Here is a 25,682-nt window from a genome sequence, read left to right as displayed (position 1 = left end):
AGGGAATGACGGCGCGATACGTCACGTATCCGCATGCAGAACCCGTCCGCGCGTTTCCGGCAAGGCAAAGGCGGCGAGGAAAAACACGCCGTATGCGGCAACGGCAAAAATCGCAATCGCGTTGGCGAGCGAGGTTGAATTCGAGAGCGCGCCGACCAGGAACGGGAACAGCGCACCGATGCCGCGGCCAAAATTGTAGCAAAAGCCCTGCCCGGAGCCGCGCAGTCTGGTCGGATAAAGCTCGGTGAGGAACGCGCCGACGCCGGAGAAATAGCCCGACGCAAAGAAGCCGAGCGGGAAACCAAGCAGCCACAGCACCTCGTTGGTCAGCGGCAATTGGGTATAGAGCAGCACCACGGCGATGGCGCCGATCGAAAAGGTCAGGAACAAATTGCGCCGCCCGATACGGTCGGCGAGCCAGGCGCCGACGAGGTAGCCGATGAACGATCCGAGAATCAGCGCCGCGAGGTAGCCGGTGGAAGACACCACCGAGAGCTTGCGTTCGGTGGTGAGAAAGCGCGGCACCCAAAACGTAATGGCGTAATAGCCGCCCTGGCATCCCGTCGCCATCAGCGAGGCGAGGATCGTGGTTTTCAGGATGGGGCCATGGAAGATTTCCCACAGCGCCGGCTGGTCGCCCGATGCGGCCTGCTTTTCGCGCGTCGCCGCGGCGATCGCAGGCTCTTCGACATAGCGGCGCAGGAAGAACACCAGGAGCGCCGGCAGCGCGCCGACCGCGAACATCCAGCGCCAGGCGATCTCGGCCGGCAGATAGGAGAACAAAATCGCTTGCGACAATACCGCAAGGCCCCAGCCGACCGCCCAGCCCGATTGCACCGAACCGACCGCGCGGCCGCGGAATTCCGGACGGATCGCTTCGCCCATCAACACGGCGCCGGCCGCCCATTCGCCGCCAAAACCTAAGCCCAGCAGCGCGCGGGCGATCAGGAGCTGATCGAAATTCTGCACGACCGCGCAGACCAGCGAGAAGAATGAAAACCACAGGATCGTGAACTGCAGTGTTTTGACCCGGCCGATGCGGTCGGCGAGATAGCCGCCGAGCCAGCCGCCGACGGCGGAAGCGAGCAGCGTCACGGTGCCGGCGAGGCCGGCAGTGCCGGGATCGACCTTCCACATTGCGATGATGGTGCCGATGACCAGCGGATAGATCATGAAATCCATGCCGTCGAGCGCCCATCCCGCCGCGCAGGCCCAGAACGTCCGCCGCTCCGGCAGGTTCATGTCGCGATAGAAGGCGAGAAGGCTGGTATCCTCGATCGGCGCTGTTTCGATCGCGCCCGAAGGTTCGACGGTGCTGCTCATGATGGATGTTTCCGCATGGATGTTTCCCCGGAGATTTTCTGACCGGCCTGTTCCCCACCCCACGGCGGCCGGTTGGCGCGGGGTTGATTGAATCTACGCTGATAACAGATGCGCATCATCAGGCAAATCCGTTGCCCTGAGGTCCGCGGCCGCCTATTGGCCCGCCGCTTCCGCACCCCGGGTCCGCGGATCGGGGGCGCCGAGCAATCCATTCGCGGTCACGGCGATCGAATTGGCCGAGGAATAGCCGAGCGGCTCGATCAGGCGATGACCTTTTGCTCGCAGCGCGGCCAGCGTGTCATCGCTAAAACCGTGCTCGATCCGCACTTCGTCCGGCAGCCATTGATGGTGCAGGCGGGGCGCCGCCACCGCGGCGGCGACATCCATGTCGTAATCGAGCATGTTGACGATGACCTGCATCACGATCGATATGATCCGGCTGCCACCCGGCGTACCCGTCACCAGCACCGGCTTGCCGTCCTTCAGCACGATGGTCGGCGCCATCGAGGACAATGGCCGTTTTCCCGGGCCGGGCAGATTGGCCTCGAAACCGACCAGGCCAAAGGCGTTAGATGCGCCGGGGGCCGCAGTGAAATCGTCGAGTTCGTTGTTGAGCAGCACGCCGGTGCCTTCGGCGACAAGGCCGAGGCCGTAGCTGAAATTCAGCGTATAGGTGTTGCTGACCGCATTGCCTAACCCATCGACCACCGAGAAATGCGTGGTGTTCGAGCCCTCGCGCGGAGGCATCGCCGACAGCGCATCGGTCCACGGCGTCGCGTGGTCGAGGTCGATGCTGGCGCGCTGTTTTGCGGCATAGTCCTTCGAGATCAGGGTCGCGATCGGGGCGCTGACAAAGGCGGGATCGCCGAGATAGCGCGCACGGTCGGCATAGGCGCGCTTCAGCGCTTCGATCATGACGTGCAGGGACGCCGGGGTGCCCTGCTTCATCTCGCGCATCGGAAAGCCTTCGAGGATATTTAGCGTCTCGACGAGCCCGACGCCGCCGGAAGACGGCTGCGGCATCGAGATGATGTCATAGCCGCGATAATTGCCGCGGATCGGGGGGCGGATCACGGCCTGATATGATTTGAGGTCGTCGAGGGAGAAAATGCCGCCGGCATCGTTGACCGCTTTCACGAGTTTTTCCGCGACCGGCCCCTCGTAAAACCCGCGCGGCCCCTGCGTCGCGATCGCCGAGAGGGTCGCCGCCAGATCGGTCTGGACCAATTTGTCGCCTTCGCGCAGCGAAGTACCATCGAGGCGGGAAAAGATTTTTGCCGATGCTGGAAAGCGCGCCATCCGCCGCTGAAACCAATCCGGCAGCGTGTCGGCGCTGTCGTCGGTGACGACGAGGCCGCCGCGCGCGATATCGATCGCCGGCTGCAGCAATTCGGCAAGGGTAAATTTCCCCGAGCCATATTTCTCCAATGCCAGCGCTAACCCCGCGACCGTGCCGGGGACGCCGATGCCGAGCGCGGAATCGCGCGACTTCGCGGTATCGGGCTTGCCGTCGGGTCCCAGAAATATCTGCGGCGTGGTCGCCTGAGGCGCGGTTTCGCGATAGTCGATCGCGACGTCTTCGTGATGCTCCGCGGAGTGGATCATCATAAAACCGCCGCCGCCGAGATTGCCCGCCCGCGGATAGGTCACGGCCATCGCGAATCCAGTGGCCACCGCGGCATCGACGGCGTTGCCGCCGCGCCGCAGCACCTCAGCGCCGATCCGCGCCGCGATCTTTTCCTGCGCGACCACCATGCCATGTTCGGCCGCAACCGCATGAAGGGTTTCAAGCGCGGGAGGGGTGTAGACACCGCGGCGCTGCTCCTGGGCTGCGGCCGGTAGCCAAAACGCGGCAAAGAGGATGAGACTTGCAACGATCCTGCGTTTTCCGGCCGTAAATGAGATCATCAAAATTCCGCCGCGGGGTTAGCGAAGATTCGGGAAGCATCGTCAGAGACGTCGATGCTATATGGTTTCCGAACCCTTGGGCAAAAAGCCTCCTCGTGATCAATAAGGATATTTTTCGGCCATGGCGGTGATCGCTCCGGACGCGCGCATGGCTGGCATGGGAGAGACCTATCCTCCGCGCGCCGCCGTCATCAGCTGGATTTTCTTCGCGTGGGCGGCGGAGCCCTTTTTCACGCTGATCACGACCTTTGTGTTTGCGCCCTATTTTGCGACGCATGTCGCCGCCAATCCCGCGAGCGGACAGTCGCTGTGGGGCTTTGCGACTGCCGCGGCGGGATTGACGATCGCGCTGCTGTCGCCGGTCCTGGGCGCGATCGCGGACGCCAGCGGCCGCCGCAAGCCGTGGATCGCCGCGTTCGGTGCGATGCTGGTGATCGGCGCCTCGCTGATGTGGTTCGGCAGGCCCGGCGACGCCAGTGTGATTCCGCCGCTGCTGCTGGTCTTCGCGATCGCCACCATCGGCGTCGAATTCGCCATCGTCTTCAACAATGCGATGATGCCGACACTGGTGCCGCCAAACAAGATCGGCCGGTTGTCCGGCACCGGATGGGCCACCGGCTATGTCGGCGGCATCCTCAGCCTGATCCTGGTGCTCGGCTTTCTCGCGGCCAGTCCGGACACCGGCCGCACGCTGTTCGGATTCAAGCCGCTGTTCGGCCTCGATCCCGGCACCCATCAGGGCGACCGCATCACCGGTCCCCTGACCGGCATCTGGTTCATCATCTTCGCGCTGCCGATGTTTTTGCTGACGCCGGATTATCCCGCCAAGCGTCCGGTGACCGAAGCCCTGCGCGAGGGAATGGTCGAACTGCGGCAAACGCTCGGCGAATTGCCGAAGCAGAAATCGATGGCCGCGTTTCTGCTCGCCAACATGATCTACACCGATGGCCTGGTGTCGCTGTTCGCGTTCGGCGGCATCTACGCCGCCGGCACGTTTGGCTGGGACACGATTCAGATCGGCACCTTCGGCATCATCCTAGCCATCGCCGGCACCTTTGGCGCATGGCTTGGCGGCAAGCTCGACGACAGGCTCGGACCAAAGCGGGTGATCGCAGGAAGCCAGCTGATCCTGCTGTTTGCGATCGTCGCGATCCTGCTGGTGGACAAGGAGTCTGTCCTCTTCGTCAGGGTTGCCCCTCCCGCGCCGGGCGGCGCGCTGTTCGCAAGCGCCGCCGAGCGCGCCTATCTCGTGCTCGGGTGCCTGATCGGTGCCGCCGGCGGGCCGCTGCAGGCGGCGTCGCGCACGCTGCTGATCCGGTTGGCGCCGAGAGAACGCATCGCGCAATATTTTGGACTTTTTGCGCTGACCGGAAAGGTGACGTCGTTTGTCGGGCCGCTATTGATCGGGGTGATCACGGCCATCACCGACAGCCAGAAGGCCGGCATGGCGGTGCTGGTGCTGTTTTTCGTGGCGGGACTGGCGCTGTTGGCGCGGGTGCGGGACTAGCGGAGAAAGTGGCGCTGCGCTGGCCTCGTGGTTCGAGACGCGCGGCGTTGCCGCGCTCCTCTCCATGAGGGTCTTAGACCTCATCCTGAGGAGGCCGCAAAGCGGCCGTCTCGAAGGATGAAGCCACCGAACTGGATTTTCGCTAACCCGCGTCGCGCTGATAGAGCGTATTCACCGTAATCGCGCCGACGGCACGCGAGACGCAGGGACAGATCTTGCCGTTGCCTTGTTTCTGGTGCTCGCTGAAGAACACGTCGCGATGATCGACTTGACCCTCCACGGCAACGACGTCGATCGCGCAGACCCCGCATTCGCCGCGCTGGCAGTCCGACATCACCTCAAAGCCGGCCTCGTTGAGGGCATCCAGCATCGATTTGTTTTCGGGAACGATGATCTCCCGGGCGCAATGATCGATCCGGACGCGAAACGATTCGGTTGGTAGAAGGCCGCTCGAGCCGAACGTCTCGTAGCGCAAATCGGCCGGCACGCGTCCTGCGGCCGTCCAGTTGCGCCGGGCGGCTTCGAGCAGGCGCATCGGGCCGCAAATGATCGCTAACGCATCCGCCGGCAGACGGGCGAAGGTTTTGTCAAGTTCTATCCGCTTGGCCTCGTCGCTCGCATGGACGATCAAGCGATCTCCGAGCAATTTCGACAGCTCATCGAGAAACGCGGCATCTTCTCGCGACTTGACGGCGTAATGCAGCGTCACGTCGGCGTTCCGGCGCATCAACGCCCCGGCAATGCCGATGATCGGCGTAATGCCGATCCCGCCCGCAATCAGACAATAGGATTTTCGCGTCCAGTCGATTTCGAGCAGTGAAGCCGGGCTCGATACCTCGATGCGCGCGCCTCCTTGCAGCGACCACATATAGCGCGAGCCGCCGCGGCTGTCGGGCGCGCGCCGGACCGCGATCCGGTAGCCGTCGGCGCTGACATCGCCGACCAGCGAATAAGAACGCGTCTCCGGACGGCCATCAATCAAGACGCCGACATTGACGTGGCCGCCGATCGCGTAGTTTTCGACGCTCGTTGCCTCGGGCCGCAGCACGAATTCGCGAATCGCCGGCGCGACGTCGCGGATCGCGTGAACCCTGCATGTCGTCCATTTCGTTGCAAATCGCATGGAAGTCCTCGCGTCCTATTCGGCAACCGGAGCGCGGATCAGCGCCAGCGCCGGCAACAGATCGAGATGGGTCCGGTTGCGCAGCGCCAGCCGCAGGTTTCGTGCGGCAAGACGGGCGTGCTCGCGCATCACCGCTTCGGCTCGCGCCCCTTCCCGGTTTTCGATTGCGTCGACGACGATGCGATGATGGTCCTGTCCGATGATCAGGATCTGATGCGCTTCCGGCAGCACCGATTGCGCCATGACAAAACCGCTGGGAGAGGCGAACGGCAGTGCGGAGGCACGGTCGATCTGCCGGATCAGCGGGGCGCTCCGCGATAGTTCCGTCAGCAAGGCATGAAAGCGGGCGTTCATCGTGACGTAGGACGAAAACACTTCCTCCGAAACCGGGTCCTGCGTGACCAACTGGTCCAGTTCCGCAAGGCTTTCTTTCAGCGGCTCCAGATCGCGTGCGGATACGCCGCGTTCGGCAGCGAATCTCGCGGCGAGACCTTCAAGCGCCCCGCGCAGCTCGATGGAATCGAGGATGTCGCGCTCGGAAAATGCCTTCACCATGAAGCCGCCGGACGGAATGGCTTCCAAGAGGCCTTCTTCCTCGAGCCGCACCAACGCCATGCGCACCGGCGTTCGCGACACGCCTGTGGTTTCGACGGCGCCGAGCTCCGAAATCCGCTCGCCGGGCCGCAGTCTGCCGGAAAGGATCAGGTCGCGCAGCGCGAGCTGGGCGCGCACGGTTTGCGACACTGCGCGATCGGGGTCGCGTTCGCTCATCCCTTCACTCCGCCGCCTGCAGCGTTGGGGGCGAGTCTTCCCGGCCGATCATGCGATCGATCATGCGCCGCGCCCACATCGCGCCGGCATCGATGTTGAGATTGTAGAAGACGCGATCGGGATTCTCGTCGATCGCGCGCTGCTGGGCTTCGAGAATGACTTCGTCTTCGCCGAAAATGCCCGCGACCCCTTCGCGGATTTCGGTGGTCAGCCGTTGTTCGGTCAGATGATGATTGCGCACGAAGGCCCAGAAATAATGGCACGTCGTCGCGGTTTCCGGCGTCATGGTATTGAGCACAAAGCCATTGACGCCTTGCGAGCGATCGCCCTCCGGCGCACCCGTGCCGGCCGGCGCCACGCCGACATCGATATTGACGGTTGAGGGCGCCTGGAAATGAATGATCTGCCAGCGGTCGACCGCTCCGGAGTTTTGCAGCTGCTTGGCCCAGAACGGCGGCGCCTCGATGCCGCGCATCCAGCGCGTCACCGTCACGGTCTTGTCGCCATGAACCACATCGAACGGCGCCTCCGCGACGGCGTCGTTGCCGATGCTGCCGCCATGGACAAAGGTCTCATGCGTCAGGTCCATCAGATTATCGACCACTAGCCGATAATCGCATTTGACGTGAATGGTCTTGCCGTCGCCTGCCCAGGCAGGATCGTCGTTCCAGTGCATGTCGGGAACGAGCGCAGGATCAGCCAGCGCGGGATCGCCCATCCAAAGCCAGACAAAACGATGGCGCTCGACCACCGGATAGGCGCGCACGCAGGCCGACGGATTGATGGTCTCCTGCGACGGCATGAAGGTGCAGCGGCCGGACGAATTATATTTTAGACCGTGATAGCCGCAGACCACGCTATCGTCTTCGAGCCGGCCTTTTGAAAGCGGCACCAGGCGATGCCAGCAGGCGTCTTCCAGGGCGCTCACTTGTCCGTCGGCCCGCCGGTACATCACGACGTGCTTGCCGCAGATCGTGCGCGGAAACAGCGCGTGCTTGATATCGGCATCCCAGGCGGCGGCGTACCAGGCATTCATCGGGAAGGGTCGGGCCATGGGCGATTACCTCCGGTCGGCTTTTCGTATGCCGGATGTATACAATTTATTTTGGAGAAAGGCAAAAACTTGTAGAATGGGGGTATTATATAACCTATATGTATACAATAGAAAGAGCCATCATCCGCGAAAGCGGATGATCCAGTAAACGCCGGCGATTACTGGATACCCGCCTTCGCGGGTATGACGACCTGTGTTGAGGAGAGGCCTGCGGCTTACATCAATGCCGGAAATGCCGGACGCCGGTGAATACCATGGCGATGCCGGCGTCGTCGGCAGCCTTTATCACTTCATCGTCGCGAATCGAGCCGCCGGGCTGGATCACCGCGGTGGCGCCGGCTTCGATCGCGACCAGGAGGCCATCGGCGAACGGAAAGAACGCGTCCGACGCCACCGCCGAGCCTCTTGTCATCGGCTGCGCGAGCTTGGCCTCATCGGCGGCATCCTGCGCCTTGCGCGCGGCGATCCGCGCGGAATCGACCCGGCTCATTTGGCCCGCGCCGATCCCGACGGTGGCGAGATCCTTGGCGTAGACGATGGTGTTGGATTTGACATGCTTGGCGACGCGGAACGCGAATCGGAGATCGCGGAGTTCCGCGTCGGTCGGCGCGCGTTTTGTCACCGTCTTGAGTTGCAAATCATCGGCCACGGCGTTGTCGCGGCTCTGCACGAGTAAGCCACCGGCGACGGTCTTTGCGGTGAGCCCCGCCGCACGCGGATCGGGCAGGCTGCCGGCGAGCAGCAGGCGGAGATTCCTTCGCTTGGCGACGATCGCGATTGCCTCTTCCGTCGCATCGGGCGCGATGATCACTTCCGTCAGGATTTCGGTGATGACGCGCGCGGCGTCGGCATCGAGCGTGCGATTGACCGCGATGATTCCGCCATAAGGGGATTGTGTGTCACAGGCAAATGCCTTGCGATAGGCGGTGACGAGATCGGGACCTTCGGCGACACCGCAGGGATTGGCGTGCTTGACGATGACGCAGGCGGCGGTACGCGCGGGATCGAACTCGGCGATGCATTCGTAAGCCGCGTCCGTATCGTTGATGTTGTTGTAGGACAGTTCCTTGCCCTGCAATTGCCGCGCGGTGGCGACGCCCGGGCGTTTGTCGGGCGTGCGATAGAACGCGGCCGTCTGGTGCGGGTTTTCCCCATAGCGCAGCGCCTGGATCAGCCGGCCGCCAAAGGCGCGGAAATCCGGCGCCTCCATTTTGAGTTCGCTGGCAAACCAATTCGAGATCGCGGCATCGTAGGCGGCGGTGCGCGCATAGGCTTTTGCCGCAAGACGGCGGCGCAGCGACAACGTGGTCGCGCCCTGGTTGGCGGCGAGCTCGTCGAGCACGGATTGATAATCCTGCGGCTCGACCACGACGGCAACGTCATCATGGTTCTTCGCCGCGGCGCGGATCATCGCCGGGCCGCCGATGTCAATATTCTCGATACACGCTTCGAAATCAGCGCCCTTATCGACGGTTGCCTCGAACGGATAGAGATTGACCACCAGAAGATCGATCGGCGCAATGCCGTGGCTTTTCATCGCCTGCGCATGTTCGGCGTTGTCGCGGATCGCGAGCAATCCGCCATGCACCTTTGGATGCAGCGTCTTCACCCGCCCATCCATCATTTCCGGAAAACCCGTGAGTTCCGAAACATCCCTGACCTTGAGGCCTGCCGCAGCAATCGCTTTCGCGGTGCCGCCGGTAGAGACGAGTTCGACGCCGTGGCCGGAAAGCCCCCGGGCGAACTCGATCAGCCCGGCTTTGTCGGAAACGGACAATAAAGCGCGGGTTACGCGGCGCGGATGGTCGGTCATATCTCGGTCCTAAATGGCAAGCCCGCCGGGTAGCACGGTTTTATCAGCCGTAAAACCGCTGGTGGCACCTACCTAAGGTGTTGGCCACAATTTTACAGCGGCAGTTCCGGCTCGCGGCGGGCGTTGCGCCTGGCGGTGGTGGCCGAGGGCGAGGCGGTCGAGCGCACAAAACTCCAGCGGATTGAGGAGGCGTGCCGCGAATCCTGACGGATCACGATCTGGGCGGTGCGGCGGGGGCCGTCGTTTCCAGCCAGAAACACGCTGTCTTCCAATTCGACCTTGTCGTCGAGCGCCTCGAAGGTCCAGACGTCGCGGTTCGGCAGCACCAGCATCACGCCGCGCGCGTCGCTGAGCCGGCTCGCCTTCACCGCGGGATGCAGATGAAACCGCACGGCATAGTCGGTCTCACTGCCCTTGATGCGGGCGCCCGGAGCCGGCGACACGGTATCCTCGCCGTCGAGCCGGGAGCCGTCATGCGCGGCCATCAGCACCCGGCGATGCACCACGCCGAAGCGGCCGAGATAGCCGTCGTGCGAGGTGGTGAGCAATACGCCGTTGGCGACTACCTCGCGGTAGCTTTCCACATTCGACGGGCCGCTGACTACGGGCGCGCCCTGCAGCAGCCGCTTCACCGCCGAAAGCTCGACGAACTGGCAGGACGAGATGTCGTGATAGGTCAGGGTCGAATGCGCCGCCGTGCTGCGGGCAAAGACGCGCCAATTGTCGCGACCGGTCGAGGGCATGCCGCAATTGATCACGATCCGGCTCGCCCCGGACGACAATTCGAACGACAGGCAGCCGGCATGCGCGTCGTGACTGACGCTCGGCGGCGGCGGCGGGCCGGTGTCCATGATGACCGTCATCGCGCCGGCGTCGAGGCGCTGAAAGCCGGTATGCGGCATGTTGGCCATCGGCACGCCGTGGGTGTCGTCATAGGCGAGCAGCGTCGCCAACAGATCGGATGGCGCGCTGCTCATGCCGTTGAACAGCGCAAAACTGCCGTCGCCATGGCGGAAGAAGCGTAGCATCGGCATCATGCGGTCGATCGCGTTGAGCAGCGCCGGCGGCGGCGCGATGTTGCGGGCGGCAAAAGTCTGCCGCAGCGGCAACAGGTCGATCAATAATTCGATCAGCGCGCCTGGATTGCGCGAGATGTGGCCGCCGTCGGGCAGGATCTGCCGCTGCAATTCGTCGGAGAGTTTTCGCGTCGCGGCGCGGATGTGACCCGACTGGTTGGCGAGGCAGAGCGAGGCGTAACACAAAGCGATCAGGACCTGCAGCCGCGGCACGCCGTCGGGAATATCGATCATTGTATAGCGCAGATACCGGATTTCCCGCGTCAACCCGCGTAAGTAACGCCGATAGAATTTGCCGTCGGTATCGCCGAGCACGAGCGGCGCCTGCGACAACAGCGAGATGACGCGGCGCGCCAGCACGTCGGCGCGGCGGCCGATCGGGCGGCGTTTCTGACCTGAGTTGGAAATCCAGTCGTCGACCAGCGAGCGCGCATTAGCGCGGGTCAACGCGGTGTCGGCGGCGCGCAGATGCCGCAGCCATCCGAAGCCGAGCAGCGCCACCTCCCAATCTTCCGACGGCGGCTCGAGATCGAAGATCGAGCGGCCGTGGCAGGTTACGATCTTGCCGGCGAACACGAAGCGGCCGGCATAGATCTCGGCGGCGCGGGTGGCGTCGGCGGTGCGCAGATCATGCGGGGCGATGATCAGCCGGTCGGTGCGGCCCGGCCACAGCCGCGACAACGCCACCGAGCCACCGCTCGCGCGGGCCATCAGGTTCCGCGCGAAGCGGCCCATGATCAGCGTTGAGATGCGTCTGCGTTGAGCGACCGACACGCCTTGCCTTGATCGGGAGGATGCAGAGAATTCTATGCGAATGCTTTTAATCCGGAAACGCGCTCAACACACCATCTTGAAACCGCGCGAATCAGCGCCTCGAAGCGAAAATACAGTGCAAAATCAGGATTTAACCAGTCTCGCGACGTAAAAGCCGTCAAGCCCGGAAAGCTTGGGGTCTGGCTGCCGCAAATGGCTGGGGAGCGTGCGCAAATCGCCCTCGGGGTTAAGGATTTCGGCAAGCCCCGCGACCTCGCCGGCTTCGATCGGCGAGCGGCGCATAGCCGCCTCGCTGGCGAGAAGGGCCGAAATGGCCTGCTCGCCCTCTTCCTCCTCCAGCGAGCAGGTACAATAGACCAGCGTGCCGCCCGGCCGCAGCAGGGCTACCGCCTTTTGCAGCAGCCGCTTCTGTAACGCCACCAGCGCGCCGATATCGGCTTCCTGGCGCAACCAGGCGACGTCGGGGTGGCGGCGGATGGTGCCGGTCGACGTGCAGGGTGCATCGAGCAGGATGCCGTCGAAGCCGCCGCTATCTCCGCCCTGCCATTCGACGGCGTCGGCCACCACGGCCTCGGCTTGAAGCGAGAGCCGAGCGAAATTCTCACGCAGCCGCGCCATGCGAGCCGGCGAACGGTCGACCGCGGTGACGCGCGCGCCGGCGTGGGCGAGTTGCGCCGTCTTGCCGCCAGGTGCGGCGCAGAGATCGAGGATGGATTTGCCGGCGACATCGCCGAATAGCCGCGCCGGCAACGCAGCGGCGGCGTCCTGCACCCACCACTGTCCCTCGGCGAAGCCCGGCAGAATGGTGACCGAACCCTGCAGCAGCGTGCGGACGGTCCCGGTCGGCAACATCTCGCCGTGCAGCCGGCTCGCCCATTGTTCGGCGTCGGATTTTACGGTGATGTCGAGCGACGGCTCGTGGCTGATCGCTTCGGCGATCTCGCGTGCAACGCTCTCGCCGTAATGGGCGATCCAGCGCGCCAGCAACCACGGCGGAACATCGAGCGTCTGCGACCTGACTTCCTCGATCAACCCCTCGCCCTCGCGCGCGCAGCGGCGCAGGACCGCATTGACGAGACCGGCATATTTCGCGGCCCGCCGGTCCGACTGCACCAGCCGCACCGACAGGTCGACCGCGGCATGATCGGGCACATCCATCCAGAGAATTTGCGCCGCGCCAATCAGCAGCGCGCTCTGCGCGCGCGGCGCATCGGTCGGGATGCCGCGATCGAGCAGCCGTGACAACACATGGCCGAGCGTGCCGAGCCGCCGCAAAATCGTCGCCACCAGCCGCCGCATCAGCGCGCGGTCGCGATCGGCGAGCGACTTCAGCCCGGGATGCGCGGCGGCGCCGTCGAGCTGGTCGTCGAGCGTGCGGTGCTTATGCAGTACACCGTCGAGAATATCCGCCGCGATCCGCCGCGCCGCGAGACCGGGCACCTCGGATGGCAGGGCGAATCTTTGAGGGGGCATGGAGCGTGAACATCTCGGGAGGTCGGGTAACGCCTGGCGTTGTCGCCTATTTCACCCGAGGCAGAAACAGCTGTGCCACGGGAATATGCCAAATATAAGAATCAGCCCTACCGATTCCATGGGTACGGCATCACATCTATATGTCGAAGGCTGGAACGACGCATTCCTCATGCCACGGCTGGAAGCTTCGAGATGAAAGACGATCCCTCACCGCCAGCGGCCACATCATCGCCGGAACGCAAGCCGCTCACGCCGGCGGCCCAGCGCGCGCTCGCCGAGGCGGAGGCGCGGAGAAAAGCCGCGGAAGCAAATGTCCCGCCGAGACCTAAGGAATATCAGGGCCCAAAGGGCCCGGAACCGACACGATACGGCGATTGGGAGAACAAGGGCATCGCGTCGGATTTTTGAGGCCGGGATATGCGAAAGCCGCGCTGAGGCGCGGCTTTTTATTCCTACTCCGTCATTCCAGGGCCGGAGCGAAGCGAGCGAGCCCGGAATCTATAACCACGATCGGGAGTATGGATTCCGGGCCTGCGCCAAGCGGCGCATCCCGGAATGACAAGTGTTATTGTCAGCGCGTCACCACCACCTGCGTGCCGACGGAGACGCGCCCGTAGAGGTCGGTGATATCGTCGTTCAGCATGCGGATGCAGCCGTAGGAGACAAAACCGCCGACCGAACCCGGCATGTTGGTGCCGTGGATCGCATATTCGCCACCGGCCAGCGTCATCGCGGCGACACCCATCGGGTTGCGCGGCGAGCCGCCGGGGATCACATCCGGCATGTTCGGCTTGTCATGCTTGACTTCGCTCGGCGGCGACCAGGCCGGATTGCGGTACTTGCCGTCGATCCGCGTGGTGCCGGCCCATTGCTTGCCGGATTTGCCGACGCCGACCGGATACCGCACGGCATGGTCCTGGTCGAGAATAAGATAGAGCCGGCGCTCATTGGTCTTCACCACGATCGTCCCCGGCGAATAGTCGCCGTGCACACCGACCACTTCCGCCCGCGCCTGGGCTTCCGTCGTCACCAACAAACCCGCCCCGAAGGTGGCCGCCAGCGCGACCGCAATCCTCAACGACATCATTATCTCCGTTTCAGCTTCCATCGCCCCTGCTCGGGCAGCCAAATCTCCCGCAAACCCCGGTAATTCCGGCTTTTGCCCACGCATTTTTAACCGCGTGTCTTAACCGGCCGGTTTCGGTGACCCTGCGCGGCTTGCCCGACTGTGGCCAAACAAAGGAAATGTTGTGAACAAAGTAAATGACCTGAAAACAACACTCGTCAGGAAATTGCCGCAAAGCGGGATCTGCCCCTGACGATTGCGTGAGGGGGCAGGGATCAGTTGGAGCGGATCAATTGTACGGGGATGTCGGGCGACGGTAGTGCACTCCCTCGCCCCGCTCTTGCGGGGAGAGGGTTGGGGTGAGGGGCGCTTCCGCAAATTCTGAAGCTGAGACGCGCGCGGTGAGTCCCCCTCACCCGAAATTCTCGCTGTGCGAGAATTTCGACCTCTCCCCGCACGCGGGGAGAGGCTAAGCAGGCAGCAGTCAGGCCCCCGCGCTCTTCTTGTTTTGCCGGTGCGCGACGAGATCGTCGACCACGGCGGGGTCGGCCAGCGTCGAGGTATCGCCGAGGCTGCCCGGCTCGTCTTCGGCGATCTTGCGCAAAATGCGCCGCATGATCTTGCCGGAGCGCGTCTTGGGCAGACCCGGCGCGAACTGGATCTGGTCGGGGGACGCGATCGGGCCGATATCCTTGCGCACCCACGCCACCAATTCCTTGCGCAATTCCTCGCTCGGCTCGACGCCACTCATCAGCGTCACATAAGCATAGATGCCCTGGCCCTTGATGTCGTGGGGATAGCCGACCACGGCGGCTTCCGAGACCTTGGCGTGCGCCACCAGCGAACTCTCGACTTCGGCGGTGCCCATGCGGTGGCCGGAGACGTTGATGACGTCATCGACGCGTCCGGTGATCCAGTAATAGCCGTCGGGGTCGCGCCGGCAGCCGTCGCCCGTAAAATATTTGCCCTTGTAGGTCGAGAAGTACGTCTGCTCGAAGCGGGCGTGATCGCCATAAACTGTGCGCATCATCCCCGGCCAGGATTTGGCGATGCAGAGATTGCCTTGCGCTTCGCCTTCCAGCACCTTGCCGTCGGCATCGACGATTTCGGGCACCACGCCAAAAAATGGCTGCGTCGCCGATCCCGGCTTGAGTTTGGTCGCGCCCGGCAGCGGCGTAATCAAAATGCCGCCGGTCTCGGTCTGCCACCAGGTATCGACAATCGGGCAGCGCTCGTCGCCGACCACGCGGTGATACCATTCCCACGCTTCCGGATTGATCGGCTCGCCGACCGAGCCGAGCAACCGAAGCGACTTGCGCGAGGTCTTCTTGACCGGCTCGTCGCCGCTCTGCATCAGCGCGCGGATCGCGGTCGGCGCGGTGTAGAAGATGTTGACCTTGTGCTTGTCGATGACGTTCCAGAACCGCGAATTATCGGGATAATTCGGCACGCCCTCGAACATCAGCGTGGTCGCGCCGTTGGCCAGCGGCCCATAGAGAATGTAGCTGTGGCCGGTGACCCAGCCGACGTCGGCGGTGCACCAAAAGATATCGCCGTCGTGATAGTCGAACACATATTGATGCGTCATCGCCGCGAACACCAGATAACCGCCCGAAGTGTGCAGCACGCCCTTGGGCTGGCCGGTCGAGCCCGACGTATAGAGGATGAACAGCGGATCCTCGGCGTGCATGTGCTCGACCGGGCATTCCGTCGTCACCATTCTGGCGGCGTCGTGGTACCAGAGGTCGCGCGAGGGATTCATGTCGACTTTGGCGCCGGTGCGCTTGACCACGACCACCCAATCGACGCCGCCGGCTTTTTCGATCGCGGCATCGACATTGGCCTTTAGCGGCACCTTCTTGCCGCCGCGCAGGCCCTCATCGGCGGTGATGATGATCTTGGACTGGCAGTCGGTGACGCGCTGGGCCAGGCTGTCGGGCGAGAAGCCTGCAAAAACCACCGAATGGATGGCGCCGATCCGCGCGCAGGCCAGCATGGCGTAGGCGGCTTCCGGAATCATCGGCAGATAGATGGTGACGCGGTCGCCCCTCTTGACGTTACGCGTGCGCAGGATGTTGGCCATCCGGCAGACTTCGTCGTGCAGTTGCCGGTAGGTGATGTGCTTTGATTCGGAAGGATTATCGCCCTCCCAGATGATGGCGGTCTGGTCGCCGCGGCTATGGAGATGGCGGTCGATGCAGTTCCAGGCGACATTGAGGATGCCATCCTCGAACCATTTGATCGAGATGTTGCCAGGAGCAAACGACGAGTTCTCGACCTTGCTGAAAGGCTTCATCCAGCCGATGCGCTTTCCCTGTTCGGCCCAGAAGCGGTTGGGGTCGCTGATCGAGCGCGCGTACATCTCTTGGTACTTGGCCTGATCGGCCCAGGCGCGCTTGGCCCATTCCGCGGGCACGTCGTAGATCTTCTCGGACATCTTTACCTCCACCCATGCGGCCAGCAAACGCGGGCTGCCGGCCGCTTCTTGTTGCAACGAGTATGCGTCGGGCCTGATGGCGCCGACAAGCGGAACGGATACGACTTTTGGTCGGGGTCCCTTCACGATGCGTCGGATCAATTCGCGGGCGCGAGGAGGAGGCGTCGCCGAGGTTCGGCCGACCATCACGTTCACGTTTCCCGCAGGTCAAAACGCCGCATGGGACGTCTGCGTGCCTGCTCAATGGTAACCAGAAACCGTCGCCTCCCCCGAGGTGGGCTAGCGTTCCCAGCGATAACCCCCTAAATGGCTTCCCCGGGGCGATAGCCCCTCGGCCGGAACCAAACAACAAGAGCCGGCAGTAGCAGGGCGTAACAGGAGCAAGGCGTCTAAAGTCATGATGGATCAGCAGAATTTCGAGGCTGAGCGGCCCGCTTCCGCCGATCCTGCCGTTGCTCTGGCGAAGGCGCTCGGCCAACTGCCGAAACCGGCTGCGCCAAAACCCAGCCTCCATGGCAAGACCTCCGTCGAATCCCTGGCCCGGGAACTCGGTCTAAAACTTGGCGACCAGAACCAGCTGACCATCCGCCGCATCAAGCGGGGCAAGAGCTATTCCTTCGTCCGCGCCAACGGCACGCCGATCCGCCACACCGGCACCATCAAGCGCCTGCACAGGATGGCGGTGCCGCCGGCCTATGCCGAGGTGCGCTATTCCCCCGATCCGAGTTCGCATCTGCAGGCGGTCGGCCGCGATGCCGCGGGCCGGCTGCAATACCGCTATCACTCCGATTGGGAAAAGGTCCGCGAGCAGCGCAAGGCGCATCGTTTGGCCCGGCTGGTCGCGGCCCTGCCAAAGATCCGTCGCAACGTCTCGATGCACCTGTCCGGCGACGTCCCGAGCCGCGAATTCGCGCTCTCGGCGGTAATCGAGCTGATCGCGCGCACCGCGATCCGGCCGGGCAATGAATCTTATGCCCGCCTCAACGGCACCCGCGGCGCGACCACGCTGCTGAAATCCAACGTCGCGCTGGAAGACGATAATCTGGTGCTGACCTTCAAGGCCAAGGGCGGCAAGGCCGTGCGCAAGGAATGCGACGCCGCAAAACTCGTGCGCGCCATCGGCATCCTGCGCGGCGTGCCGGGCAAGCGCATGTTCCAATATCGCGACAATTTTGGCAATGTCCGCGCGGTCTCGACCACCCAGGTCAATTCGTTCCTGCGCGAGATCGCGGGCATCAAGATTTCGCTGAAGGATTTTCGCACGCTGATGGCGTCCGCCGTGGTGCTGGAATCGCTGTCGCGGATTTCTCCGGCGGCAAGCGCCCGCGGCCGCCGCAAGCAGGTGCTGGAAGCGGTCCGCGCCGCCGCGGATGAATTGTCCAACACGCCGGCGATCTGCCGCAAGAGCTACGTCCACGACACCATCGTCACCGCCTTCGAAGACGGCATCCTCGAGCGTTTCGCCGCCACCATGAAGGGCTATCGCTCGCAGTCGAAGCGCGAGCAGCTGTTGGCGCAGGTCGTGATGGCGGCGGCGGCGTAAGATCTGCGCACTTCCCAATTCACATTTCGAACAGCCGCCGTTTGAAGACACGGCGTTTGAAGATATGGCGTTTGAAGATATGGCGTTTGAAGACATGGCTTCGCGATCTCGCCGCATGTTTCGCGCGAGGTTTGCATGAACTTCCCGCCCTCGGAAGAACAGAGGGCGCGGGGATGCCGGGCGCCCGATGCGCCCGATAGCCGCGTGTGCGCTGGTAGAAAGCAAAAAAGCACACGCGTTAGTCAGGTCACACCGGAATCACCCGGCATTCCCCACGCAATGGTTTACGGCTTATTTCGTGCTCTCCCCGGCGACCGGGCTTTCTTGCCACCGTCGCCCCTGAGAAGCTTGCTTCTCAAGAACTTGACACCAGCGTCGGGGTGTCAGGACCACACGTCTTCGCCGTCCGCTTCAGCGCTGTTCGTCAATAGCGCCGCAACGTCCACCGCATCCCGCACCAACGTCCGTGACGATCGCGATACGCCCCTCTTGAAAGGGCGGGACAGCGCGAAATGTGGCGCTGATTTGGGGGTAAAATCAATAACGCCCGACCGCGGCAGATTGGCACGACGGGCAAACTGCGGTCCTTGTCCCCCCTCACACTGCTGACGCAAGTGGTAATGGCGGCGGAGTAAGGCAGGCTTCAACCGTCATTGCGAGGAGCGTTTGCGACGAAGCAATCCAGTTCTTGTTTCGCGGCAAGATGGATTGCTTCGCTTCGCTCGCAATGACGAGTTCACAACACTCCCCCCATCTTGCACACCATCTTCCATTCTTCCGCCGTGACCGGCTGCACCGACAGCCGCGAATACTTTACGAGTGCCATGTCGGCCAATCGCTTGTCCGCCTTGATCGCGGCCATGGTCACCGGCGTTTTCAGCGGCTTGTCGGCCTTGATATCGACGCAGACGAATTTGCCGGTCTTGTCGGTCGGATCGGGATAGGCTTCCTTGATCACTTCCGCGATCCCGACGATGTCCTTGCCCTCGTTCGAATGATAGAAAAAGGCGAGGTCGCCCTTTTTCATCTTCACAAGATTCTGCCGGGCGGTGAAATTGCGCACGCCGGTCCACGCTTCGCCCTTGGCGCCCTTTGCCACCTGCTGGTCCCATGACCAGCTCGAAGGCTCCGATTTCACCAGCCAGTAATTCATGACGTCCACCATCCCACCGTCATGGCCGGGCCTGTCCCGGCCATCCACGTCTTTGCGGCGCCAATTAAACAAGACGTGGATGCCCGCGACAAGCGCGGGCATGACGAGGGAGAGATCATCCCTCCGCCTTGAATGGGCGCGTCAACAGGCTTTCGATCGCTTCATCGATCGTGAGCGCGCCGCTCAAAATCGCCGCGACCGCGTTTGACACCGGCATGTCGACGTCCTGCGACGCCGCCAGTTCGACCAGCACGGGCGCGGTGAATTCACCTTCGGCAAGTTTTTCGCGCGGCCGCTGCTCGCCGCGCCCGAGCGCGATGCCGAGCGCGAGATTGCGCGATTGCGGGCTCGAGCAGGTCAGGATCAAATCGCCAAGACCCGACAGCCCCGCCATGGTTTCGCTGCGCGCGCCGCAGGCGCGGCCGAGCCGCGCCAGTTCGGCGAAGCCGCGCGTGGTCAGCGCCGCCTGCGCGGACGCGCCCAATTTCCGGCCGATCGCGATGCCGGCCGCGATCGCCAGCACATTCTTCGCGGCTCCGCCGATCTCAACGCCGCGAACATCCGTCGTGTGATAGGGCCGGAAGGTCGCCGAGCCCAACGCCTGCACCAGCGTGCTCGCAAGCGTCTCGTCTTGCGCCGCCAGCGTCACCGCCGTGGGCAGGCCGCGCGCCACGTCCGCGGCAAAACTCGGGCCTGACAGGATCGCCGGTATGGCGTTGGGCGCAGCCTCCGCGATCACCTCGGTCATGAATTTGTGGGTGCCGCGCTCGATGCCCTTGGCGCAGGCGATCACGGGCTTTGTCGCGGCAAGATGAGGCGCAAGCGCGGTGACAGCGGCGCGAAGATCTTGCGCCGGAGTTGCGATCAGGATGATGTCCGCGTCCGCGGCAAGCGCGATATCGCCTGTGACCTTGATGCTCGCATCCAACCGGACGCCTGACAATTTTGGATTTGCCCGCGTGGCCGCGATCTGCTTCGCACTCTCCGAATTGCGCGCGTGGAGAACGACGTCGCGTCTCGCCCGCGCGGCCAGTGCGGCCAGTGCGGTCCCCCACGCGCCAGCCCCGATCACCGCGACTGATTGGAACGAGGTCATCATCCAAACTCGGTGCGCTCCCTCGCCCCGCCCTTGCGGGGAGAGGGTTGGGGTGAGGGGCTGCAGCCGCGAATTCGGAGGGGGAGGAATGCGCGGTGAGTCCCCCTCACCCGGATCGCTGCGCGATCCGACCTCTCCCCGCAGGCGGGGAGAGGTTAGACTGCCCTTGCGGATTGATCCTCGCTTCATAAGGCCTCAAAATCCCGCACGCGTATTGGCAAATCCGGCCGGCGCCGTGGCGTTGGCATCGAGCAGCCAGCGCGCGCGCGGCGCGGCGTCCATCGTGTCGACCAATCCCATCGCCAGCCGCTCTATACCCGCCCAGGCGATCATCGCGCCATTGTCGGTGCAGAGCGCGGGCGGCGGGATGATCAGCGTGGTCTGCGCTTTGGCCGCGACATCCTGCAGCGCGCCGCGGATCGCCTGATTGGCGGCGACGCCGCCGGCGGCGACCAGCGCGCGCGGCGGGCCGAACTGTTCGTGAAACAATTTCAAGCCGACGCTTAGTCGGTCGGCCGTCGATTCCAGCACCGCCGCCTGAAAGCTGGCGCAGAGATCGCTGATATCCTGCGGCTCCAGGGGATCGATCCTGGCGGCTTCGTTGCGCACCGCTGTCTTCAATCCGGACAGCGAGAAATTGGCATCCGCGCGGCCTAGCATCGGCCGTGGAAAGGCAAAGCGCCTGGGGTCGCCGCCCTGGGCCGCCCGCTCGACCTCCGGCCCGCCCGGATAGGGCAGCGCCAGCATTTTTGCCACCTTGTCGAAGGCCTCTCCCATGGCGTCGTCGACGGTGGTACCGAGCCGCACATATTTGCCGACGCCTGTCACCGCGACGATCTGGGTGTGGCCGCCGGAGGCCAGAAACAGGCAATAGGGAAACGCCAGCGCGCAGGTCAGCCGCGGCGTCAGCGCGTGGGCCTCGAGATGGTTGACCGCGATCAGCGGCGTGTCGTGCACCATCGCGATCGCCTTCGCGGTCGTCAGCCCCACGATCACCCCGCCGATCAGGCCGGGACCGGCGGCAGCGGCGACCGCCGAAAGCTGCGCGAAGCTAACGCCTGATTCCTTCATGGCACTGTCGACGATGCCATCGAGCAGGTCGACATGGGCGCGCGCCGCGATCTCCGGCACCACGCCGCCGAACCGTGCATGCTCCTCGGTCTGCGAGCGCACGATATTGGACAGGATTTTTCCGCTGCCGTCGCTCAAGCGCTCGACCACGGCAGCCGCGGTTTCATCGCAGGTGGTCTCGATGCCCAGCACCAATGTTCTGACGTCGTTAGCCAATTTGAGCCCTTGCCTTATCGGCGAAACCGGGGTTTTTCCTCCTCATGCGGTAGCATTGCGGGGTCTCGCAGTGCAATCGTCCGTTGCGGCAGAACGCCCGCTCGCAAGAGGATAATACATGGCCGTTCTTGTCACCCGCCCGCAGCCAGACGACGAAGCCACCGCGGCGGCGCTTCGCGCGCGAGGCTTCGAAGTCTTGAAGGCGCCGATGCTGCGGTTCGAGCCGGTCGCCTTCCAGGACGATATTGATGCGGCTTACGGCGCCGTCATCGTCACCAGCGCCAATGCGCTGCGCGGCATTGAGCCGCATCTTGAAAACAGCCGGTTGCTCAAGCTGCCCTTGTTTGCGGTCGGAGAACGCACCGCCGCCGCCGCCCGCGGCGCCGGGTTTGCTCAGGTGATCTCGGCCGATAGCGACGCCGCAGGCTTGCGCGATTCCGTGCTCGCCAGCGTAAGGACAAAGGAGCTGAAAAAAACGAGCCCATTGCTTTATCTCGCCGGCGCCGACCTCGCGCGCGATCTGGCCGGCGAACTCGGCGAGCGCGGTTTTACGGTCGTCACGCACACGACGTATCGGATGTCACCGGTATCAAACCTCCCGCGTGAAATATGTGACGCGTTCGCCGCCCACCGGATCGAGGCGGTGCTGCATTATTCGCGCCGCAGCGCGCGCGCCTTTCTGGAGGCGGCGCGCGCGGGCGGCGTCGAAATATCGGCGCTGGCAATTCCGCAATGTTGCATCTCGGCGGCCGTTGCCTCGGTCCTCCGCGATGCCGGGGCTACGCAGGTCATGGTGGCGGCGAGGCCGGATGAAAATGCCTTGCTCGAGGCGCTGGACCGTGCTTTGCGCCCCTGATCGCGCTACAAAGCGGTTTCGAACCCAAGCAGACGCCGGTCCGCCCCGGGAAAACGTGTCAAAACAAGCAACTAGAACCTCGGCTCTGATGCAATCGGAACCGAAACTCCAAGTAGATTTGCCGAATCTGCTAATGTCCGGCCGCAATATCTAGGGAACCGCAGGGATGGTCGACGACACGCCCGAAGCTACGACATCGCCGCCGGAACCGGCGCGGGCCAAACGGGCGCCGCCGACCATCGACCTCGAAGCCTCCGAGGTGTCCGGCGAAACCCGGGATGCTGGCGGGGACACACCAAATACGGGCGATGACGCAAAAAATATGGGCGATGACGTAAAGCCCGAGCCCGTTTCCCGCGATGCTCGCGCGGTGATTTCGCCTTCGGTGATTTCGCCTTGGGTGATTGCGCCCGTCTCCGGCGCCGTCGCCGCGGCGCTGGTAATCGGCGTCGCCTGGATGTTGGGATGGCCTGCGCCGGCGCCGCCCGGCGCGCCGCAGGCAGCCGCCATCGATGATCTCGCCGCGCGTGTGGCGAGCGTGGAGTCCAAGATCGGCAAACCTGCCACGCCCGATCCGGCGGTGACCGGGCGCGTCGAGGCGCTGGAGAAATCCGTTGCCGCGCTGCGCGGCGAGTTCGCGGGTTTGCGAGCGCAGTCGGAGAAGCTCGCGACCGCCCTCAATGACGCCAAGGCGACGCCGCGCGAAGCCGCCGCCGCCGTGGATCTCTCCGCGATCAACGAGCGCATCGCCCAGATCGAGCGCGCTACCCGCGCGCAAAGCGCCGAGATCGCGCAGGAAGGCGCCAAACCCGCCGACGATATGCCGCTGCGCCGTGTCGTGGCGGCCGCCCTGCTCGACGTTCTGGTTCGGATCGGCGACCCCTATCCGGCCGCGCTGGCGGCGGCGAAATCGCTTACGGACAATCCGGATGCATTAAAACCGCTCGACGGCTTTGCCGCCTCGGGCGTGCCGAGCGCCAACGCGCTGAGCCGTGAGCTCTTGACCCTGGTGCCAAAGCTAACGCCGCCGGCGCCGGAGAGCACGACCGGCGCCGGCCTGGTCGATCGGCTGCAGGCGGGCGCGGCCAAACTGGTCCGCATCGAGCGCACCGATACGGTCGGCACCGATCGCGGCGCGGTGGTGGCGCGGGTCACCGCGGCGGCGCTGCGCAACGATTTCAACGAGGCGCGGCGCGAGCTGAACACGCTCGCAGCCCCCGATCGCGCCGCGGCGCAAGCCTGGCTCGACAAGGCCGATGCGCGCGATGCCGCGCTCGCCACATCGCGAAAATTTGCGGCCGACGCGATGGCGGCGCTCGCCAAACCCGCGCCATAGGACCCCGATGTACCGGATCATTCTGTTTCTGCTGTTGATCGCGCTTGCGGCGGCGGGCGCGGCGTGGGTAGCCGATCAGACCGGCGATGTCGTGCTGTCGTCGGGCGGCACCAAGATCGTGATCACGCAGGCTGCGCTGGCGCTAGGCATCGCCATCGTCGCGGCGACGGTCGCGTGGGCGATCCTGCGCGCGCTGTGGCGGGTGCCGGAAAAGATCCGGCGCAGCCGGCACGAGCGCCGTCATGCGCGCGGCCGGCATGCCATCACCCGCGGTCTGCTCGCGATCGGCCACGGCGATGCAACGGCTGCGCGCGCGCACGCCGAGGTCGCGCGAAAACATGCCGCGAATGATCCGCTGGCGCTGTTACTGCACGCCCAATCGGCCCAGCTCGACGGCAACCGCGACGGCGCCAAGGCCGCGTTCCGCGCGATGGCCGAACGCGAGGACACGCGGCTGTTGGGCTTGCGCGGATTGTTCATCGAAGCGCAGCGCGCCGACGACCCGGTCGCGGCGGTCATGATCGCGGAAGAGGCGTTGAAAGTTGCGCCGTCATCGACCTGGGCGTCGCATGCGGTGCTAGGATTTCGCTGCGCCGGCAGCGACTGGAGCGGCGCGCTGGCGATCCTCGACAACAATCTCACCTCCGGCCTGATCGAAAAGGCCGCCTATCGGCGTCAGCGCGGCGTGCTGCTGACGGCGCGGGCGCTGGAACTGGAAACCGTCGACCGCGATCTGTCGCGCGAGAGCGTGATGGAGGCCGTAAAACTCGCGCCGACGCTGGTGCCGGCGGCAGCCCTTGCCGGCAAGTATGAAAGCGAGGCGCATCAGGTGCGGCGGTCGATGCGGATCGTGGAAACCGCCTGGCTGGCGCAGCCGCATCCCGATCTCGCCGACGCCTATGCGCATGTGAAGCTCGGCGATTCCGCCCGCCAGCGGCTGGTGCGTGTCGAGACCCTGTCCGCCAAAACGCCTGGTCATATCGAGGGTGCGCTGGCGGTGGCGCGCGCTGCCATTGATGCAGTCGAATTTGCCCGCGCCCGCGAGGTGCTGGCGCCGTTCACGGCGGCGCCGACGCAACGGGTGGCGCTGTTGATGGCGGAAATCGAGCGCACCGAGCACGGCGACAGCGGCCGGGCGCGGGCCTGGACCTTGCGCGCGGTCCGCGCGCTGCACGATCCGGTGTGGACCGCCGATGGCTATGTTTCGGAGCGCTGGCGGCCGGTATCGCCGGTCACCGGCCGGCTCGACGCGTTTCAATGGCAGACGCCGCTCGCGGCGTTACCGTCCGACAAAAATGGCGCGATCGAGTCCTCGCCCTTCGAGGAAGCAATGCTCGCTCCGCGCCGCGTCGAGCCGCCGCGCGCGGCCCCTGTCGAGGAAGCAGCGCCATCCCCGACATCTCAACCCGCCGCACAGGACAATTCTCCGGCCAATTCACCACCGCCGCTCACGGCAACCGTCGTCGAACCGGTCCCGGCCGCCAAGCCCGCACCGTCCCCGCCGCAAGGCGAATCATCAGCCACCGCCGTGCCGCCGCTGTTCCGCGCACGCCAGGATTTGCCCAAAACCGCCCCGCAAAACATTCCGCCGGTCATCCCGATCGTCCGCCCGCCCGACGATCCCGGGATCGATGACGGGCCGGTGAGCGATGAATTCGCGGAACAAGTCGGTCCTGCGCAGGGCCAGGCCGGCGGCTGGCGCGGCTTTCTGTCCCGCTGGGGCGGGTGAGCAAAGCGTTTTCGAGCGAAGTGGGTACCGGTTCGCGTAAAGAAAACGCGTCAAAAAAAGCTATTTACCCGCCCGAGCCAAGCGTTTTTCTTGCCAAAACAGGCGCTGCCCGATATCAGGTGCGGGCGTTTTCGGCCCCGTAGCTGAACACCAAGCCGCTTGGTCCGCCGCAATAGCTCAGTTGGTAGAGCACGTCATTCGTAATGACGGGGTCACAGGTTCGAGTCCTGTTTGCGGCACCAATTCTCTCGTGAACCCAGCCGCAATCCGGATCGTAGGCTAAGCCCGTTTGGGCGGAACAAGCTGCGTGATCCCAATCACATAACGTCGGGTCCGCCTCGCCTAGTCTCCTTGGCC

19 protein-coding genes and 1 tRNA gene are annotated in these 25,682 nt (G+C 64.3%); 7 read left to right on the top strand and 13 right to left on the bottom strand.

What is annotated here, in order from left to right:
- Nucleotides 1-21: 21 nt before the first annotated feature.
- Both B5526_RS19585 and ggt read right to left on the bottom strand, forming a co-directional pair.
- The gene (locus B5526_RS19585) at nucleotides 22-1,323 is read right to left on the bottom strand and encodes an MFS transporter (RefSeq protein ID WP_079540682.1); all 1,302 of its coding nucleotides are present in this window, start codon (nucleotides 1,321-1,323) and stop codon (nucleotides 22-24) included.
- Between the two features lie 153 nt (nucleotides 1,324-1,476).
- On the bottom strand, nucleotides 1,477-3,231 hold the full coding sequence (ggt, locus tag B5526_RS19580) for a gamma-glutamyltransferase (protein ID WP_079540679.1): 1,755 nt from the start codon (nucleotides 3,229-3,231) through the stop codon (nucleotides 1,477-1,479).
- 121 nt (nucleotides 3,232-3,352) lie between these two features.
- Here ggt and B5526_RS19575 point away from each other — a divergent pair, with 121 nt between their 5' ends.
- On the top strand, nucleotides 3,353-4,738 hold the full coding sequence (locus tag B5526_RS19575; RefSeq protein WP_079540677.1) for an MFS transporter: 1,386 nt from the start codon (nucleotides 3,353-3,355) through the stop codon (nucleotides 4,736-4,738).
- A 142-nt stretch (nucleotides 4,739-4,880) separates the two neighbouring features.
- Here B5526_RS19575 and B5526_RS19570 read toward each other — a convergent pair whose 3' ends face one another.
- The 6 genes from B5526_RS19570 to B5526_RS19545 all read right to left on the bottom strand — a co-directional run bounded on the left by B5526_RS19570 (nucleotide 4,881) and on the right by B5526_RS19545 (nucleotide 12,822).
- Nucleotides 4,881-5,861: a PDR/VanB family oxidoreductase gene (locus B5526_RS19570; protein ID WP_079540675.1), complete on the bottom strand. Its 981-nt coding sequence runs from the start codon at nucleotides 5,859-5,861 to the stop codon at nucleotides 4,881-4,883.
- A gap of 15 nt (nucleotides 5,862-5,876) precedes the next feature.
- The gene (locus B5526_RS19565) at nucleotides 5,877-6,632 is read right to left on the bottom strand and encodes a GntR family transcriptional regulator (RefSeq protein ID WP_079540673.1); all 756 of its coding nucleotides are present in this window, start codon (nucleotides 6,630-6,632) and stop codon (nucleotides 5,877-5,879) included.
- 4 nt (nucleotides 6,633-6,636) lie between these two features.
- Nucleotides 6,637-7,686: an aromatic ring-hydroxylating dioxygenase subunit alpha gene (locus B5526_RS19560; RefSeq protein ID WP_079540671.1), complete on the bottom strand. Its 1,050-nt coding sequence runs from the start codon at nucleotides 7,684-7,686 to the stop codon at nucleotides 6,637-6,639.
- 220 nt (nucleotides 7,687-7,906) lie between these two features.
- Nucleotides 7,907-9,499, bottom strand: coding sequence for a bifunctional phosphoribosylaminoimidazolecarboxamide formyltransferase/IMP cyclohydrolase (gene purH / locus B5526_RS19555; protein WP_079540669.1), 1,593 nt, complete (start codon nucleotides 9,497-9,499; stop codon nucleotides 7,907-7,909).
- Between the two features lie 92 nt (nucleotides 9,500-9,591).
- Complete coding sequence (locus B5526_RS19550; RefSeq protein WP_079545120.1) at nucleotides 9,592-11,310, bottom strand: heparinase II/III family protein; 1,719 nt, start codon at nucleotides 11,308-11,310, stop codon at nucleotides 9,592-9,594.
- A gap of 162 nt (nucleotides 11,311-11,472) precedes the next feature.
- The gene (locus tag B5526_RS19545; RefSeq protein WP_079540666.1) at nucleotides 11,473-12,822 is read right to left on the bottom strand and encodes an RsmB/NOP family class I SAM-dependent RNA methyltransferase; all 1,350 of its coding nucleotides are present in this window, start codon (nucleotides 12,820-12,822) and stop codon (nucleotides 11,473-11,475) included.
- A gap of 192 nt (nucleotides 12,823-13,014) precedes the next feature.
- Here B5526_RS19545 and B5526_RS19540 point away from each other — a divergent pair, with 192 nt between their 5' ends.
- The gene (locus B5526_RS19540; protein ID WP_079540663.1) at nucleotides 13,015-13,230 is read left to right on the top strand and encodes a DUF1674 domain-containing protein; all 216 of its coding nucleotides are present in this window, start codon (nucleotides 13,015-13,017) and stop codon (nucleotides 13,228-13,230) included.
- A 163-nt stretch (nucleotides 13,231-13,393) separates the two neighbouring features.
- On the opposite strand, the gene B5526_RS19535 is transcribed toward B5526_RS19540, so the two are convergent.
- On the bottom strand, nucleotides 13,394-13,906 hold the full coding sequence (locus tag B5526_RS19535) for a L,D-transpeptidase (RefSeq protein WP_079545119.1): 513 nt from the start codon (nucleotides 13,904-13,906) through the stop codon (nucleotides 13,394-13,396).
- Between the two features lie 466 nt (nucleotides 13,907-14,372).
- The gene (gene acs / locus B5526_RS19530) at nucleotides 14,373-16,325 is read right to left on the bottom strand and encodes an acetate--CoA ligase (RefSeq protein ID WP_079545118.1); all 1,953 of its coding nucleotides are present in this window, start codon (nucleotides 16,323-16,325) and stop codon (nucleotides 14,373-14,375) included.
- A gap of 397 nt (nucleotides 16,326-16,722) precedes the next feature.
- Between acs and B5526_RS19525 the strand changes: the two genes are divergently transcribed.
- Nucleotides 16,723-17,868, top strand: coding sequence for a DNA topoisomerase IB (locus B5526_RS19525; protein WP_079540661.1), 1,146 nt, complete (start codon nucleotides 16,723-16,725; stop codon nucleotides 17,866-17,868).
- Between the two features lie 736 nt (nucleotides 17,869-18,604).
- Here the strand turns inward: B5526_RS19525 and B5526_RS19520 are convergent.
- From B5526_RS19520 to tsaD, 3 genes are all read right to left on the bottom strand, one after another.
- On the bottom strand, nucleotides 18,605-19,021 hold the full coding sequence (locus B5526_RS19520) for an EVE domain-containing protein (protein ID WP_079545117.1): 417 nt from the start codon (nucleotides 19,019-19,021) through the stop codon (nucleotides 18,605-18,607).
- 115 nt (nucleotides 19,022-19,136) lie between these two features.
- Nucleotides 19,137-20,117 (bottom strand): NAD(P)H-dependent glycerol-3-phosphate dehydrogenase, encoded by a 981-nt coding sequence (locus B5526_RS19515; protein ID WP_079545116.1) that lies wholly within the window; start codon nucleotides 20,115-20,117, stop codon nucleotides 19,137-19,139.
- 195 nt (nucleotides 20,118-20,312) lie between these two features.
- Nucleotides 20,313-21,404: a tRNA (adenosine(37)-N6)-threonylcarbamoyltransferase complex transferase subunit TsaD gene (tsaD, locus tag B5526_RS19510; RefSeq protein ID WP_079540659.1), complete on the bottom strand. Its 1,092-nt coding sequence runs from the start codon at nucleotides 21,402-21,404 to the stop codon at nucleotides 20,313-20,315.
- Between the two features lie 118 nt (nucleotides 21,405-21,522).
- On the opposite strand from tsaD, the gene B5526_RS19505 reads away from it, so the two are divergent.
- From B5526_RS19505 to B5526_RS19490, 4 genes are all read left to right on the top strand, one after another.
- Entirely contained in the window at nucleotides 21,523-22,260 is a 738-nt protein-coding gene (locus tag B5526_RS19505) for a uroporphyrinogen-III synthase (protein ID WP_079540657.1), read from the top strand.
- Between the two features lie 166 nt (nucleotides 22,261-22,426).
- Nucleotides 22,427-23,596 carry a COG4223 family protein gene (locus tag B5526_RS19500; protein ID WP_079540655.1) on the top strand — a complete coding sequence of 390 codons (1,170 nt, stop codon included), beginning with the start codon at nucleotides 22,427-22,429 and terminating at the stop codon, nucleotides 23,594-23,596.
- Nucleotides 23,597-23,603: 7 nt separating this feature from the next.
- Complete coding sequence (locus B5526_RS19495; RefSeq protein WP_079540653.1) at nucleotides 23,604-25,325, top strand: heme biosynthesis HemY N-terminal domain-containing protein; 1,722 nt, start codon at nucleotides 23,604-23,606, stop codon at nucleotides 25,323-25,325.
- Nucleotides 25,326-25,491: 166 nt separating this feature from the next.
- Nucleotides 25,492-25,567, top strand: a tRNA-Thr gene (locus B5526_RS19490).
- The last annotated feature ends 115 nt before the right edge of the window (nucleotides 25,568-25,682 follow it).

It is taken from the genome of Bradyrhizobium lablabi (assembly GCF_900141755.1).
Classification (GTDB): Bacteria; Pseudomonadota; Alphaproteobacteria; order Rhizobiales; family Xanthobacteraceae; genus Bradyrhizobium; species Bradyrhizobium lablabi_A.
The sequence above is the reverse complement of the archived record's forward strand: the minus strand, read 5'-3'. Positions and strand labels throughout refer to the sequence as shown.